Raw genomic sequence first — 14120 nt, forward strand, 5'->3', positions numbered from 1 at the left:
GGCTTTTTTTATTTTGATTCGATACGTTTACTGTACTATCTCTGTCATTTCTAGTACGAATGTTAAATCGGTATTTGGCTGTATACTTCCTCTACCACGTTCGCCATAAGCTAGATGTGAAGGAATATAGAAAAATGCTTTTTCACCAACTTTCATAGTTGAAAGAGCTTCTTTAAATCCAGCAATCATTTGCTCATCAGGACTAATTTTCATTTTACTTGGACCATACGCTCCAGCAGCTTTACGTTGTTCGTTTAGCATACCATATTTTTCAGCAATTGCTTCAGAGTTACTATCAAATAATTTCCCGTCAACAAAATAACCTTCATAACCAATCATAGCTTGCTGGCCAGGTTTAGGTTTTGCTCCAGTACCTTCTGTAATTACATATTTTTTTAATCCAGAGGCTAGTGTTGTACTTTTAGATGCATAGTCATCAAGTAATGGCTTAGTATCATTAGCAGCAGCAGTAATTTTCACTTCACGTTCCTTAAGAGCTTTATCAGCCTTTATTTTCGCTTCTTCTTTGAGTTTAGTAAATCCCTCTTCAACATTAGGCATTTCTTCTTCAAAAACTTTAGGTGCATTAAATGCTTTTGCAGCAGACCCTTTTCTGATGATGTTTAGTTTAGTAATTATAACATCTTCTAAAGGTTTGTTTCCTGCTCCTGTTTTTACATTAGAAATAGAATCTTGTACATTAATTCCTTTTACTAATTCACCAAAAACGGAATGACAACTTACTCTAGGTTGATCACAAGGTTTCATGTTTCCATCAGCATCAAAAGCATCAAGACTTGGGTAAGGCACTTCAGTTATAAAAAACTGACTACCATTTGTATTTGTACCACCACTATTAGCCATAGATAAAATTCCTGGCTTATCATGTTTCAAATCAGAACTAAAGTCTGCAGTAAATTTATAACCTGGAGTTCCAGATCCTGTTGCTGTTGGATCACCACCTTGAATCATGAAATTATTCATAACTCTATGAAAGGTTAAGCTGTCATAAAAAGGTTTTCCTTTATATTTTTCATCAGCCATTGGGTGATTTCCTTCAGCTAAGGCAACAAAGTTTGCAACTGTTACAGGTACCTTATTGTAAAACAACTTAGCAATCATGGTATCTTTAGTCGTTATAAATTCAGCATAAATCCCATCTTCTAATTCAGGATATTCTTCTTTGCATGAGGTTGCTGTAATAAGTAAAAACAGCACAAAAAGTTGTAGAGTTTTGCTAATCAATTTCATAAGTGTATTATTGGTTTTGTATAATTGTGTTTACGGTTACTTTGCACATTAATGGAATATTTGTACCAATACGATTGGTATCTCCATAATAGCCATAGGCTTTTTGAGAAGGGAATAAAAAGGTAACAACTTCACCTGGTTTCATAAGTTTTAAACCTTCGCGAAGTCCAGTGAATAATTCCTCTTTATCCATAACATAATTTTGAGTTCTTATTTCTTCATCAGAATAAATAGTATTCTCATTTAGATCTTTAACATTGTAATTAAAACTGACAATATCACCAAACCTAGGTGTAATTGTATCTTGTTCTACTTTAGTGTTATAATAATACCAAAATCCGCTTTTTGAAGCGATGTATTCCTGTTCAGGATTACTTTCTATGATTTTTTGTATTAAGGTTTGCTCTTTTTTATTTAGTTTAATATTTCTTTCAGCAGAAGCCTCATAAAATGAACCAGACTGAACTGATTCAGGTCGTCTTGCATCTGGTGATTTACAGCTAAAAACTAAACTTATTAAGAGTAAGAAGAGTATAGGTTTCATTACAGATTTAGGTCTTGTTTATAATTAGGCAAGATACTAATAAATTTTTCAATTGTTTCTTTCATATTTAAATCACTTCTTCCTCCAGCTGCATTCGTATGTCCTCCACCATGGAAGTGGGTTCTTGATAATTCATTTACAGAAAAGTCACCTTTACTTCTTAAAGATATTTTTATGATTTCATCTTGATGGCTTTCAATAAAAATAGCAGCGAAAATAATGCCTTTAAGAGAAAGACCATAGTTTACAAAACCTTCTGTATCTCCTTTTTTGAAATCAAATGTATTAAGTTCTTCTTGAGTTAAAGTAATGTAAGCTGTGCGATATTCAGGAATTACTTTAAGGTTGCTTAAAGCTCTTCCAAGTAATTGCAATCTGGCATAGCTATTAGTATCATAAATATTATTATGAATTTCTGAATTATTAGCGCCTTTCTGAATCAAATGACCTATAATAGTATGAGTAGCACTAGTTGTTGATGGAAAACGAAAAGAACCAGTATCTGTCATAATACCTGTATATAAACAGGTTGCTATATCACTGTTTATTTTATCAAGGTCATCCAGCATCTCAATAAAATTGAATACCATTTCGCAAGTAGATGACATCGAAACATCAGAATACATATACTTGGCATAATCATCAGGTTGTTGATGATGATCAATCATTATTTTAGTTGCATTAGAATTTGAAACGACCTCTTCCATTTGACCAATACGTCCTAAAGAATTAAAATCTAAAGTAAAAATAAGTTCAGCGTCTTGTATTAAAGAATCGCCTTCAGATTTTTGAATATCATATTTAATAATTGAGTTTTCTTCAGGCATCCACTTTAAAAAATCAGGATAATCATTAGGAGCAACAATATTTACGTTGTGATTGTATTGTTTCAAATAATGATACAGTCCTAGCGTAGAACCAACGGCATCTCCATCTGGATTTTTGTGCGGAATGATTACAATAGCTTTAGGTGAACTTAAAAGCGTTTTAATACTATTAATATCGTCTTTATTCATAGATGACGAATATACAATTTTTTAATATTGTTAAGTATTGTTTTTGTCAACAAATACATTACTTTTGCACCGAATTTAAAACAAACAAATGGCAACAAATAGAACATTTACAATGCTTAAGCCAGATTCTATTGAAAAAGGGAATATTGGTGCAATTTTAGAAAAAATCACTGCTTCTGGTTTCAGAATCGTAGCTATGAAATTAACACAAATGACAACTGCTGATGCTCAGGAGTTTTACGCTGTTCATAACGAAAGACCATTCTTTGGAGAATTGGTAGAATATATGACACGTGGACCTATTGTAGCTGCTGTCTTAGAAAAAGATAATGCTGTAGAAGATTTTAGAACCTTAATTGGTGCTACTAATCCTTCTGAAGCTGCTGAAGGAACTATTCGTAAACTGTATGCTGCTTCAATTGGAGAGAATGCTGTTCACGGAAGTGATAGTGATGAAAATGCTGCTATAGAAGCTGCTTTTCATTTTTCAGGTAGAGAGATGTTTTAATTAAGACTTATCTTATAATATAAAAAAGCGCAACTCATTGAGTTGCGCTTTTTGTTTTAATAGGTTGCAACACCTGATTACTTTACAATCAGCTTTTTTGTAATTGTAGTGTTGGTAGTTGCATCATTTATATCCATGAAATAGATACCACTATCTAATTGTGGAAGTTTAGTACTCGTAACTTGACTATTCACCTCTAAGCTAAAGCTTGTAACATTTTGTCCTGAAATATTATATATAGTAATATCATACAAACTCGGTTTTAGATTCAGAAAATTTAATTTGCCATCAACCGAAATAGGGTTTGGATAGATAGACACGTCATTTTGATTACCATTTAAGTCATCAACATTTAAAACATTTGAAGACAAGGCTTGAAAAGCATTAATTCTACCATATCCAAAATAATTATCAAAACCTGCTATGTCTTCAGAAATTGGACCGACTTGATCTATACTAGTTTGAATTAAAATGGCATTAATTTGATCTACAGTAACGTTTGGATCAATAGAAACCATCAAAGAAATAACTCCAGCAACATGTGGTGCAGCTTGAGATGTTCCGCCCCAATAACTGTTATAATTTGTGTTTGAGCTATAGCTAAGGCCATAAATATAATTTCCAGGCGCAACGACGTCTATTTCTGGCCCAAAATTACTTCCACTATTTGGATCCCAAAAGAAAGGACTTGTTCTGGAGTCATCAGGATTTGTTGATCCTACGGCAATAGCATTTGCATATCTTGAAGGATATTGTAATGCTGTGTCTCCATTTCCAGTAGATACAACTAAAGCAACATTATTGGCATACGCATAATCTACAGCGTCAAGAAGTGTAGCTGAAGGACTATTACCTCCAACAGACATATTCATCACTTTTGCGCCATTATCTACAGTATAATAAATACCATCTGCCATCCAAGAGTAAAATCCAGAATTATTTTGGTCTAATATTTTTACTGCCATAATTTGAGAGTTCCAATTAACTCCAGCATAACCAATACCATTATTTCCTGTAGCTAAAGCAATACCACCAACATTGGTTCCATGACCATGATCATCTGTTGGATCGTTATCGCTATTTGCAAAATCCCATCCACCATAAACATCATCAATATAGTTGTTGTTGTCATTGTCCATGCCATCTAGTACTTCAGAAGAATTAAACCAAACTCTTCCTGCAAATTCTGGATGATCTAATTTCATTCCTGAATCAAGAATAGCAACAATAAGGTTAGGATCTCCAGTTTCAATATCCCAAGCTAAGTCCATGTCTATATCAGCATTTACAGTCGCTGGAGAAAGAGGAAAGGTTCCATCATTAACCATGCTCCATTGTCTCGTAGCAAAATTAGGATCATTAGGAATGCCATTTCCTGAACATGCAAAATTTGGTTCTACATATTCAAAGGCATTAGTATTCTTGTATAATTGAACAACATCTTCTACAGTAATTGTAGAATCATAGTTGATAAGGAATGTGTTTTTGGTTTTTTTGTTACCAATGATTTCATATTTAGAAACATTGATTTGATCATTAAGTGCTGCTAGGTTTACGTCATTAAATTTATCAATGTAATTAACGCCTTGTGTCAAATCGGCTTTGAATTTAACAATCACTTGTGCTTCCGCATAGTTTAATGTTGATTCATTTTGAGCACATAGGTTCAAGCAAAAGAATAAGATTAAAAATTGTAGAGTTCTTATCATCATATAAAGGTTATTGGTTGAAAATGAAATTAAAAGTAATCATAAAATGCATATAATCAGACAAGTAATACAATAAATGATTAAAAACATGCCGTTTTTATCTAAACATCCTAAATATATAATAAAAGTCATCATTGTATGAATTTTCTTTCCCATTATTTGGAAAACAATTAGAGGATTACAATTCATCCATAAAAAAATACAATTCGGTCATTCCCTTTTTATAAATAGAGACTTCTGTTAGATATTTGTCCTATCAATTAAAACAAAAGCATCATGAGCACATTAGCAAAATTATTAGTTTTCTTATTACTTAGTCAAACAGTAATGAACGCACAAGACGTAAATGGACAAGAAGTAACAGTTAAAATAGTGAACCTTGATAATAATATTGGACATGTATACATATCATTGTTTGATACTGAAGCGTCTTTTTTGAATAAAGGTTATAAGTCAGAAATCAGTAGTATTGAAAATAAAGGCTGTACAATCACATTTAAAAACGTTCCTAATGGAGTTTACGCTATTTCATTCTTTCACGATGAAAATGAGAATAAGAAAATGGATACTAATTTTTTAAGTATTCCTAAAGAAGATTATGGATGTTCTAATAACGCAAGAGGTTTTATGGGTCCACCTAAATGGGAAGATGCCAAATTTGAAGTAAAAAATGAATCAGTAACACAAACTATAACACTTTAATATCATGAAACGAGCATGTTGAAAGCATTATCACCTATGGGAATGATTAATTGCGAACAGCATGTGACAAATAATAACCAATAAAAACAAACACATGAAAAATTTAATAATTATTTTACTCGTATTAGTTTCTGGAGTAGCAACTGCTCAGACTAATTTTGAAAAAGGCATGCAAAAAGCATTTTCGCTTTGGCAAGAAGGAAAAGTAGATGAAGCCGAAAACGTATTTGAACGTATTTCAAATGCAGAAATAGATCAATGGTTACCTCATTATTACATTGCTCAAATTAATAGCAATAAAAGTTGGGGACAGAAAGATGAAACGAAGTTAAAAGCACAATTAGATAAAGCTCAAGAACATATAAACTCCGCAATGACTCTAAGTAAAGATAATCCTGAGATTTTGGTATTGCAAGCCCATGTATTTACAAATTGGGTCGCTTATGATGGAATGACTTACGGTATGAAATATTCTGGTAAAATTACAGAACTATATAGTAAAGCATCTGTAATGGCACCTGAAAATCCTAGAGTTGTATTTAGTAAAGCTGAATGGGGAATGGGAAGCGCTAAATATTTTGGACAAGACACCAAACCGTTTTGTGCTGAGATAGAAAAATCTATAGAACTTTTTGCTAACTTTAAACCAGAAAGTGAATTACATCCAAATTGGGGAGCAAATCGTGCTCAAGCGGTTGTGAAATCTTGTAACGAATAAATTATCATGTCAAAATCAGTTAAACATATCATTCTTACTATAATCATTGGAGCCGTTGTCTTTGTAATTGGCAATCTACTCTCTGGAGGATTTAATTTTGAATCTGTAAATGAGTTTTTAGTTGATTTTGGATTTTATCAACTGTATTCTTTTGTATTAGGATATTCTAATATGACTTTCTTCTACTACATGGAACGTAGAACATGGAAAAAAGGAGATACCATTAAACGTATAATAGTTGGAATATTTGGTTCTTTAGTAATTACTGTAATTGGTTTATTCTTTTTAAGATTAGTGACATCAGTATTATATTTTGAGGTTCCTTTTGAAAGATTTATTCAAAATGAAACATGGCAAGGATACACTTTCGGGTTGTGGATTACTTTAACGATTGTCTCAATATTTCATGTTATATTTTTCTATAACAGATATCAGAAGAATAAAATAAAAGAGCAAAAGGTTATTGCTGGAACTGCTAGCGCGAAATTTGACGCTTTAAAAAATCAATTAGATCCGCATTTTTTGTTCAATAGCTTAAATGTATTAACGAGTTTAATTGAAGAAAATCCGAAGAATGCTCAAAAGTTTACAACGTCTTTATCAAAAGTATATCGATACGTTTTAGAGCAAAAGAATAAAGATTTAATTACTGTAGATGAAGAATTAAACTTTGCTAGAACATATATGTCGCTATTAAAAATGCGCTTTGAGGACAGCATTATTTTTGAAATTCCAGATAGATCATTAAATCCAGAAAGTAAAGTTGTTCCCTTATCGTTACAATTACTTTTAGAGAATGCGGTAAAGCACAATATGGTTACCACTAGTAAACCATTACATATTAAAATTTATGAATCTGAAGGCATGCTCATAGTAGAGAATAACCTTCAACCAAAACAAATAGTAAAAAAGAGTAGTGGAGTAGGTTTAGAAAACATCAAACAACGCTATGAATTATTATCAAATAAAAAAGTATCAATCAATCAACAAGCAAGCAGTTTTGCAGTAGCAATACCAATGCTTACAAAACAAATATCAATCATGAGAAAAATAGAACCAACAACAAATTTTGACGACAGTTATGTAAGAGCACGTAAGCGTGTAGAAGAAATTAAAGAATTTTATTACAGTTTAATTTCTTACTGTTTAGTAATACCATTTTTAATCTTTATCTGGTTTCGTTATACACCGCATTCCATTCAATGGTTTTGGTTCCCAATGTTTGGTTGGGGAATGGGATTAGCATTTCACGCCTACAAAGTTTATGTGAACGATGGTGTCTTAGGAAGCGGATGGGAAAAACGTAAAATTGAAAAATTTATGCGCGAAGAAGAAGATCAACAACGTTGGAATTAAAATTAAAATATCATGAAACAAATTACAGACCCTAATAATATATCAAGCTCAGAAAATAAATTTTTAAGAGAAGAAGCCTATTTGCGAGCTCAGAAAAAAGTAAAAGCACTCATTGGTTTTTATTGGCACCTAGCATCTTATGTCATAGTTAATATATTTATCATCTTTTTGATTGTCTCTAATGGCGGAACATTCTTTAGTTTCGGAACATTTGCTACAGCATTCTTTTGGGGAATAGGTTTATTTTTTCACTTCTTAGGAGTATTTGGTCCAGATTTCTTATTTGGTAAAAATTGGGAAGAACGAAAAATTAAAAAGTATATGGATAAGGATGACTCTCGTTGGGAGTAATTAATTTAAAATTTAGAGTTATGAAATTAAACATAGAAGACGAAAAGAAACTTATAAAGGCAAAGAAAAAAGTACAGAAAATTAAAATTTTCTATTTGCATGTAGCATTATATATTATTGTAGTGGCACTAATTTCATATAACTTTTACATTCTTGAAGAAGGACCTTACAAAAGTAATATCACAGCGTTAAATATTTCTACTTTAGTGTTTTGGACTCTTTTTATTGGTGTTCATGCTTGGAGTGTTTTTAAAGGAAAACTATTTTTTAATAAAAGCTGGGAAGACAAGAAAATAGATAAAATTATAAAGGAAGAAGAAAAAGAACAAACAACATATTGGGAATAATGGAAAACAGAGAATTTAATCAAAAAGAGCGATTCCAGATCGCAGCAAAAAGAGTAAAACAACTCAAAGGCTTTTACACACATGCATTAATTTTTATTTTAGTTAATCTCGTCTTTGTGTATATTAATTTTCAAAAATTAGAGGAAGGAGAAAGTTATTTTCATTGGCGAAATTTTGTCACATTTTCTTTTTGGGGAATAGGTTTGTTAGCACATGGTGCTTCTGTATTTTTACCAAATTTAATTTTTGGCAGAAACTGGGAAAGTAAGAAAATCAAGGAGTTTATGGACAAAGATTCTAATAAGACTGACCGTTACGAATAATAATAATCAGGAGTAATAATTACCAATATTGAATTAATAACCAATCAAAATAAATACAAAGGAATGAGTGTAATCATCATAGAAGACGAAAAACCATCAGCAAGACGACTGCAACGAATGTTGACAGAATTAGATATGGAGGCTGAAGTTATGCTGCATTCTGTTGAAGAATCCATTGAGTGGTTTCAGAATAATGAACATCCAGATTTGATCTTTTTAGATATTCAACTTAGTGATGGGTTATCCTTTGAGATTTTTGAAACTATAGATATTAATTCAGCTGTGATTTTCACTACAGCTTATGATGAATATGCATTACAAGCATTTAAACTCAATAGTATTGATTACTTATTGAAACCCATAGATGAAGATGATCTAGCAATTGCTGTTTCAAAATATAAAGAACGTGCACCAAAGCAACAATCGGTTACTTTAGATTTTAACGATATTAAAAAGCTCCTAGTAAATCCTATAGAGCGTGAATATAAAAAGCGATTTTCAGTAAAAGTTGGTCAACATTTAAAACTCATCAATATTGATGATATCGAATGTTTCTACAGCGAAAACAAAGGCACTTATGCGTTTACTTCTGAAGGAAGAAATTATTTATTAGACACCACTTTAGAACAGTTAGAAGACGAGTTAGAACCTCATAAGTTCTTTAGAATCAGTCGTAAGTTTTTTGTAAATGTAAATGCCATTAAAGACATGGTAAGTTATACCAACTCCAGGTTACAAATAAAACTAAACACCTATAAAGAGCAAGATATTATTGTGGCTAGAGAACGCGTTAAAGATTTTAAAGATTGGTTGGCTTAAAATATATCGAAGATATCTCCAAGAGAATCTCCTAAGCCGTCAATTAAATTTTCGCTACCAGAAAACAAACTGCTTAGACCTACATCAAAAAATAAATCAAGTAAGATTAAATCAGATAAATCGGTTAACCTAAAGGTATCCGATTTTTTCTTGGCTTCCTTTTTCCATTCGGTGTATTGTTGTTCTTGCTTTTTGGCTTCTATAACAACTGGTTTATTGGTTGCTGAGGTTCCCAACATGGCATCATATGCCTTTCGCTTTTCTGGATTTGATAAAATATCAAAGCCTTCCACAAGTAGAATGAAATGCTCTTTTGCACCTTCAGATTTGTTTTTATCAGGATGATACAACGCTATTTCGTTTCTAAATGCTTTTTTAATGGTATCTAAATCAGCAGATTTTTCAACTTTTAAAATGTCGTAGTAGTTTATTAATTCCATAGTTGAATTATCTTGAAAGTAGCGTTTCTACTTCGGTTTTAAAGGATTGATTATCGTCAACAAATAGTAGTAATTTGGTATAGCTTTTAGGTTTTCCGTAGATAAACTGTAATTGCTGAGGAGTTTTTAACTGAATAACAACATTGCTGTTTTCTAATTCTCCAAGTAGTGACAATGTTTTAGTGCCTTTCTCTTTATCAAAATCTGAAGAATCTGCCAAGGCAATTGTATCAATAGCTTCAATTGGTATATTGGTTTCACTGAGCATTCCAAAGCGTAATATCAATTCGTTATCATTAATGGCAATAGGTCGTTTTGGAACCGATCTAATAATGCCAATAAGTTGAATCGCCGAGTAAATACTTAAACCGGTTAAAACCCAAGCCAATGTCGAACTCCATTTGGCAGCCAGTATATGAATGGTTACCATTTCAACAGCCACTAAAAAAATGACAGCACCAAGTGTAGATAAAATCCCAGAGCCTTTATAATTAGTATACTCATTAGATTGAAGCTCTACTTTTTTGAAATTGAAGAAGCCATAATAGAACAGTGCAATTTCATTGGCAGCCAATTTTGCTGGTACCACAGGAAATATCGATGCACACGTGTCTTGTAGAATACTATAGAAATCTTGATTATGGTTTGCAATGGTTTTATAATGTTTTATCGCTTTTCTAACTTTCAGAATAATTAATGAAATAACACTTATTTCTACGATAGGAATCAACCAAGTTTTGGCTAATGCCAAGGTGTCTTGATTTGCTGCAGGAATAACATAAGATGCGATTATCACACAAACAATAAGGAATGGAGCAATAGTAAGATTTGAAATATTTGTCTTCCTAACTAACAAGAAATACACCAAAGGAATGGTTATTATAAAGTCAATCGTAATGAATGTAGATAATGTATTTTGATCTGATGTAAATGCCGAAGAATTTAGCAAAAGTATTAATGCTAAAATTAGTGTAATAGGAATGATGAAAGCAATAGAATTGGCCTTTGAAAACGAAGTTTTACTTATCATATATCACACGTTTTATGTAATTACCTATAGGTCGTATATAATCTAATAAAGTTACTCTTTTTACATTTAAAACTTGAAAATGCACCACTTAGCTTAATTATTTGTTCTTACTTAGCCAAAGGTTTAGTTTCAAACTATTAAAATTATTGATATGAAATTTAAAATACTACTAGTATTGATTTTTGGTCTTACGTTTAATGTGGCTCAAGCCCAAGACTGGAAAATGTATCCATACGAACCAACTGGTCAAGTTGCTTTTCCTTTAGATGAAGGACGACACGCTTCAGAACCTATAGAATGGTGGTATTCTGCTGGTCATGTGGTAGGTCAAACCTCAGGAAAGAGTTACAGTTTTATGTATACGTTTTTCCATTTCCCACAATCTGGATTTGATGGTTTCAGAATTTTGAATATTACAGATGATGATACAGGAACATTTATTCAAGATATCAAACCTGTCAATTATACAACCTTATCTACAACGTCATTTGATATCGAAGCCGCTGTGTTTTTAGCTGGAACAGAATATTGGAGAAATACCGAAGATGTAAATAATATACCTATTCCTTTTGAATATGAACTCTTTGCTTCAACTGCTAATGCTGGACTTGATATTAGTTTTGAAACTCTAAAAAGACCTTTAATTGTTGGTGACGATGGTTATTTAGATCAAGGTGATACGAGTTATACGTATTACTATTCGCTAACCTCAAATGCTGTTGCAGGTTCTCTAACCTTTAATGGCGTTACTGAAGCGGTTATTGGTACAGGTTGGATAGACAGACAATACGGAAATTTCAATCCGTTTACTGGAGAACAATACGAATGGTTTAGTATGCAATTATCTAACGGAATGGATTTAAACCTATGGAATATTTTTACAACAGATAGACAAATTCCAAATAACGAAGAGTATAAAATTTTATCGGCTTATGTAGACGAAAGTACACAGTATACAACTGACGATTTTGAGATCGAACGATTAGCATTTAATTGTATGCCTGATGGCGAAATGTGTTATTCGAGTCAATGGCGATTAACGTCAACAGTTAACAATATCGATTTAACCATTACAACCTTACATGACAATACCGAAGTGTTATTACCATTTCGATTTTTTGAAGGTGCAACGTCAATCACAGGAACAGTTAATGGAGTAGGAGTTACGGGAATTGGATTCTCAGAATTATTACATGGTTATGAAGATCCAGAGCTTACAATAACGACTCCAATTGCAGGTGTTTACGATGCAAGTCTTCCAGTTACATGGACATTAAACAATCCTGATGATGGTCGACCAATTTTTTATGATTTAGAATACAGTATCGATAATCAAAATAATTTTAATCCGATAGTTTCTGGACTTACAGAACCTTCTTATTTATGGGAAACGCCTAGTATCTCAAACAATGATGATGTTTGGTTTAAAATAACAGCGTATTCTATTGATGGCACATTAACCAATACAATTATTAGTACGTCATCATCTTCAGCAACGTTATCCAATGAAGATTTGTTTAAAAGTATGATTAAGCTATATCCAAATCCAGTTGGTAATCAACTTAATCTTGATTTTAGTTTAGCTCAAACAGGTAGCTATAGTATTTTAGATATGAGTGGAAGACGCATTTCAAATGCTTCGTCTTTTAGTGGAACCTCTTTAAAAGTGCCAACAAAGGAATTATCAAATGGTGTTTATTTTATTTTGGTAAGCACGACTGAAGGTAAAGCGATATTTAGATTCCTTAAGTAGGATCTTCTTCCTTATCTATGCGATTGTCATCAAATGACGATGGTAATAAGTTAGGGATTAGCTTTGCAAATATTGGTAATAAAATAGCACCTCCTGGAAGCAAGAAAATGGCTAAACTAGGAATGGTTTTCAATACGTCAATGAGTTGAGCTTGTAGCTTTTTTTGTTCCTCTTTACTTAAATCGGAATGTGTAGATTTTGTGATAAGCAACATTAACTCCTTACTCTGTCTTACTTCTTTTATAATGCGTTTACTATTTCGTCTAATTAGTTTGGTCACTAAATGCGATGAGTTTTCGTAAAAACTTGAAATAGGGTTTTTATGCTGAAATAAAAGCACTTCCTTTTTGTGAGCTGTATGAAATTTGAAAACACATAAAATAGAATCCTGAATCTCACTAGTCTCAACCTCTAATCGTTTTGCCAATTGAATTAAGAATTGGTATTCGGTTTTTTCAAGGATTTCATCATCCCAAATGGACAAACTCATCAAGTCAATAAGATATTTTTTCTCGTTGGTATTGATGTCATAATCAGTATTGTAAATGAGATCTTCAATATCAACATCTAGATTAGGTAACGATGTCGACGCTTCAATGCCATCTATAATCTGTTTGTCATAATCTGTAATCTTAGACTTAGAATTTAGTGATTTGTACAAAGTACCAATAATGATACTCTCCAAATGCGCTGCGTATGATTTTGGTTCTATCGCATCTGCTAAAAAGCTATCAAAGGTTAATACATCAACAAACAACAAAGAATTGGTGATAGATTTATTGAAATTTCTGGTGATGATATTATCATCTATTTGAACTCTTTCGTGAATTAATCGCTCTAACATAGAGGTGTCACTTTTACCAATCACCAATTTATCCCAAAGCGATAAATCTGCCACTTCAAGCGACTTATAAAAGCTGAGTAAGGTTTCAATAAATTCGTTAGTTTTCACCGAACCTTTTCTAAAATAGTAGATGTGATACAATCCTGTGATGAGGTTGGCTTTTGCCAGTTCATCTTCAGAATATTTTAGTGTGCCATTAACATTCTCAGAGACGCCAACATTCACACCATAAATAAATCCATAGTCTTTCAAGCTAGAGTACAAGCTATGGTAATTCTCAAATGGAATTCCTTTCTTAGAAATTTGCGAGCAAAATTTTTCTATCCAGCCAGCAGTAGATGGATTCATACTTTAGTTTTAAAGACAGTGCAAAGTTAATTTTTTATCGGCTCGTTCAACGATTTTTATT

16 protein-coding genes are annotated in these 14120 nt (G+C 32.2%); 9 read left to right on the forward strand and 7 right to left on the reverse strand.

The features are described 5' to 3' along the window. Positions 1-27 precede the first annotated feature (27 nt). From RH81_RS13945 to RH81_RS13955, 3 genes are read right to left on the reverse strand one after another with little or no spacing between them, the layout of a single operon-like run. Positions 28-1251, reverse strand: coding sequence for a peptidylprolyl isomerase (locus RH81_RS13945; protein WP_033961418.1), 1224 nt, complete (start codon positions 1249-1251; stop codon positions 28-30). Positions 1252-1258: 7 nt separating this feature from the next. Continuing rightward, positions 1259-1795 carry a gliding motility-associated peptidyl-prolyl isomerase GldI gene (gene gldI, locus RH81_RS13950; protein WP_033961419.1) on the reverse strand — a complete coding sequence of 179 codons (537 nt, stop codon included), beginning with the start codon at positions 1793-1795 and terminating at the stop codon, positions 1259-1261. Beyond that, a complete protein-coding gene (locus RH81_RS13955) occupies positions 1795-2811 on the reverse strand; it encodes a DHH family phosphoesterase (RefSeq protein ID WP_033961420.1) in 1017 nt (338 codons plus the stop codon). The genes gldI and RH81_RS13955 overlap by 1 nt, the downstream gene beginning before the upstream one ends. An 88-nt stretch (positions 2812-2899) precedes the next feature. Here RH81_RS13955 and RH81_RS13960 point away from each other — a divergent pair, with 88 nt between their 5' ends. Next, complete coding sequence (locus tag RH81_RS13960; RefSeq protein ID WP_033961421.1) at positions 2900-3319, forward strand: nucleoside-diphosphate kinase; 420 nt, start codon at positions 2900-2902, stop codon at positions 3317-3319. Between the two features lie 77 nt (positions 3320-3396). Here the strand turns inward: RH81_RS13960 and RH81_RS16615 are convergent, their stop codons facing one another. Continuing rightward, positions 3397-5028, reverse strand: a complete 1632-nt coding sequence (locus RH81_RS16615; protein WP_052172567.1) for a S8 family peptidase — start codon at positions 5026-5028, stop codon at positions 3397-3399. A 276-nt stretch (positions 5029-5304) separates the two neighbouring features. Here RH81_RS16615 and RH81_RS13970 point away from each other — a divergent pair, with 276 nt between their 5' ends. The 7 genes from RH81_RS13970 to RH81_RS14000 all read left to right on the forward strand — a co-directional run bounded on the left by RH81_RS13970 (position 5305) and on the right by RH81_RS14000 (position 9644). Further along, a complete protein-coding gene (locus RH81_RS13970; RefSeq protein ID WP_081988335.1) occupies positions 5305-5730 on the forward strand; it encodes a DUF2141 domain-containing protein in 426 nt (141 codons plus the stop codon). A gap of 94 nt (positions 5731-5824) precedes the next feature. Further along, positions 5825-6448, forward strand: a complete 624-nt coding sequence (locus tag RH81_RS13975) for a tetratricopeptide repeat protein (protein ID WP_033961422.1) — start codon at positions 5825-5827, stop codon at positions 6446-6448. A 6-nt stretch (positions 6449-6454) separates the two neighbouring features. Then, positions 6455-7804: a histidine kinase gene (locus RH81_RS13980; protein ID WP_033961423.1), complete on the forward strand. Its 1350-nt coding sequence runs from the start codon at positions 6455-6457 to the stop codon at positions 7802-7804. 12 nt (positions 7805-7816) lie between these two features. Continuing rightward, positions 7817-8155, forward strand: coding sequence for a 2TM domain-containing protein (locus RH81_RS13985; RefSeq protein ID WP_052172568.1), 339 nt, complete (start codon positions 7817-7819; stop codon positions 8153-8155). Between the two features lie 20 nt (positions 8156-8175). Continuing rightward, positions 8176-8502, forward strand: coding sequence for a 2TM domain-containing protein (locus tag RH81_RS13990; RefSeq protein ID WP_033961424.1), 327 nt, complete (start codon positions 8176-8178; stop codon positions 8500-8502). Further along, positions 8502-8825 carry a 2TM domain-containing protein gene (locus RH81_RS13995; RefSeq protein WP_033961425.1) on the forward strand — a complete coding sequence of 108 codons (324 nt, stop codon included), beginning with the start codon at positions 8502-8504 and terminating at the stop codon, positions 8823-8825. The genes RH81_RS13990 and RH81_RS13995 overlap by 1 nt, the downstream gene beginning before the upstream one ends. Before the next feature lie 63 nt (positions 8826-8888). After that, positions 8889-9644, forward strand: a complete 756-nt coding sequence (locus tag RH81_RS14000; RefSeq protein ID WP_033961426.1) for a LytR/AlgR family response regulator transcription factor — start codon at positions 8889-8891, stop codon at positions 9642-9644. On the opposite strand, the gene RH81_RS16620 is transcribed toward RH81_RS14000, so the two are convergent. Continuing rightward, positions 9641-10084 (reverse strand): J domain-containing protein, encoded by a 444-nt coding sequence (locus RH81_RS16620; protein ID WP_052172569.1) that lies wholly within the window; start codon positions 10082-10084, stop codon positions 9641-9643. The genes RH81_RS14000 and RH81_RS16620 overlap by 4 nt on opposite strands. A gap of 7 nt (positions 10085-10091) precedes the next feature. Next, positions 10092-11114 carry a hypothetical protein gene (locus tag RH81_RS14010; protein ID WP_052172570.1) on the reverse strand — a complete coding sequence of 341 codons (1023 nt, stop codon included), beginning with the start codon at positions 11112-11114 and terminating at the stop codon, positions 10092-10094. A 151-nt stretch (positions 11115-11265) separates the two neighbouring features. Here RH81_RS14010 and RH81_RS14015 point away from each other — a divergent pair, with 151 nt between their 5' ends. Continuing rightward, the gene (locus RH81_RS14015; protein WP_033961429.1) at positions 11266-12867 is read left to right on the forward strand and encodes a lipocalin-like domain-containing protein; all 1602 of its coding nucleotides are present in this window, start codon (positions 11266-11268) and stop codon (positions 12865-12867) included. On the opposite strand, the gene RH81_RS14020 is transcribed toward RH81_RS14015, so the two are convergent. After that, entirely contained in the window at positions 12860-14059 is a 1200-nt protein-coding gene (locus tag RH81_RS14020; RefSeq protein WP_033961432.1) for an LETM1-related biofilm-associated protein, read from the reverse strand. The genes RH81_RS14015 and RH81_RS14020 overlap by 8 nt on opposite strands. Positions 14060-14120 lie beyond the last annotated feature (61 nt).

This window comes from Psychroserpens jangbogonensis (assembly GCF_000797465.1).
In the GTDB taxonomy this organism is placed as follows: Bacteria; Bacteroidota; Bacteroidia; order Flavobacteriales; family Flavobacteriaceae; genus Psychroserpens; species Psychroserpens jangbogonensis.

Bases quoted from the DNA above. Each gene is read 5' to 3' on its own strand.
- RH81_RS13980 (WP_033961423.1), top strand. From the start codon at position 6,455: ATGTCAAAATCAGTTAAACATATCATTCTTACTATAATCATTGGAGCC.
- RH81_RS13985 (WP_052172568.1), top strand. From the start codon at position 7,817: ATGAAACAAATTACAGACCCTAATAATATATCAAGCTCAGAAAATAAA.
- RH81_RS13970 (WP_081988335.1), top strand. From the start codon at position 5,305: ATGAGCACATTAGCAAAATTATTAGTTTTCTTATTACTTAGTCAAACA.
- RH81_RS14015 (WP_033961429.1), top strand. From the start codon at position 11,266: ATGAAATTTAAAATACTACTAGTATTGATTTTTGGTCTTACGTTTAAT.
- RH81_RS13975 (WP_033961422.1), top strand. From the start codon at position 5,825: ATGAAAAATTTAATAATTATTTTACTCGTATTAGTTTCTGGAGTAGCA.
- gldI (WP_033961419.1), bottom strand. From the start codon at position 1,795: ATGAAACCTATACTCTTCTTACTCTTAATAAGTTTAGTTTTTAGCTGT.
- RH81_RS16620 (WP_052172569.1), bottom strand. From the start codon at position 10,084: ATGGAATTAATAAACTACTACGACATTTTAAAAGTTGAAAAATCTGCT.
- RH81_RS13995 (WP_033961425.1), top strand. From the start codon at position 8,502: ATGGAAAACAGAGAATTTAATCAAAAAGAGCGATTCCAGATCGCAGCA.
- RH81_RS14010 (WP_052172570.1), bottom strand. From the start codon at position 11,114: ATGATAAGTAAAACTTCGTTTTCAAAGGCCAATTCTATTGCTTTCATC.
- RH81_RS13990 (WP_033961424.1), top strand. From the start codon at position 8,176: ATGAAATTAAACATAGAAGACGAAAAGAAACTTATAAAGGCAAAGAAA.
- RH81_RS13960 (WP_033961421.1), top strand. From the start codon at position 2,900: ATGGCAACAAATAGAACATTTACAATGCTTAAGCCAGATTCTATTGAA.
- RH81_RS16615 (WP_052172567.1), bottom strand. From the start codon at position 5,028: ATGATAAGAACTCTACAATTTTTAATCTTATTCTTTTGCTTGAACCTA.
- RH81_RS13955 (WP_033961420.1), bottom strand. From the start codon at position 2,811: ATGAATAAAGACGATATTAATAGTATTAAAACGCTTTTAAGTTCACCT.
- RH81_RS14020 (WP_033961432.1), bottom strand. From the start codon at position 14,059: ATGAATCCATCTACTGCTGGCTGGATAGAAAAATTTTGCTCGCAAATT.
- RH81_RS13945 (WP_033961418.1), bottom strand. From the start codon at position 1,251: ATGAAATTGATTAGCAAAACTCTACAACTTTTTGTGCTGTTTTTACTT.
- RH81_RS14000 (WP_033961426.1), top strand. From the start codon at position 8,889: ATGAGTGTAATCATCATAGAAGACGAAAAACCATCAGCAAGACGACTG.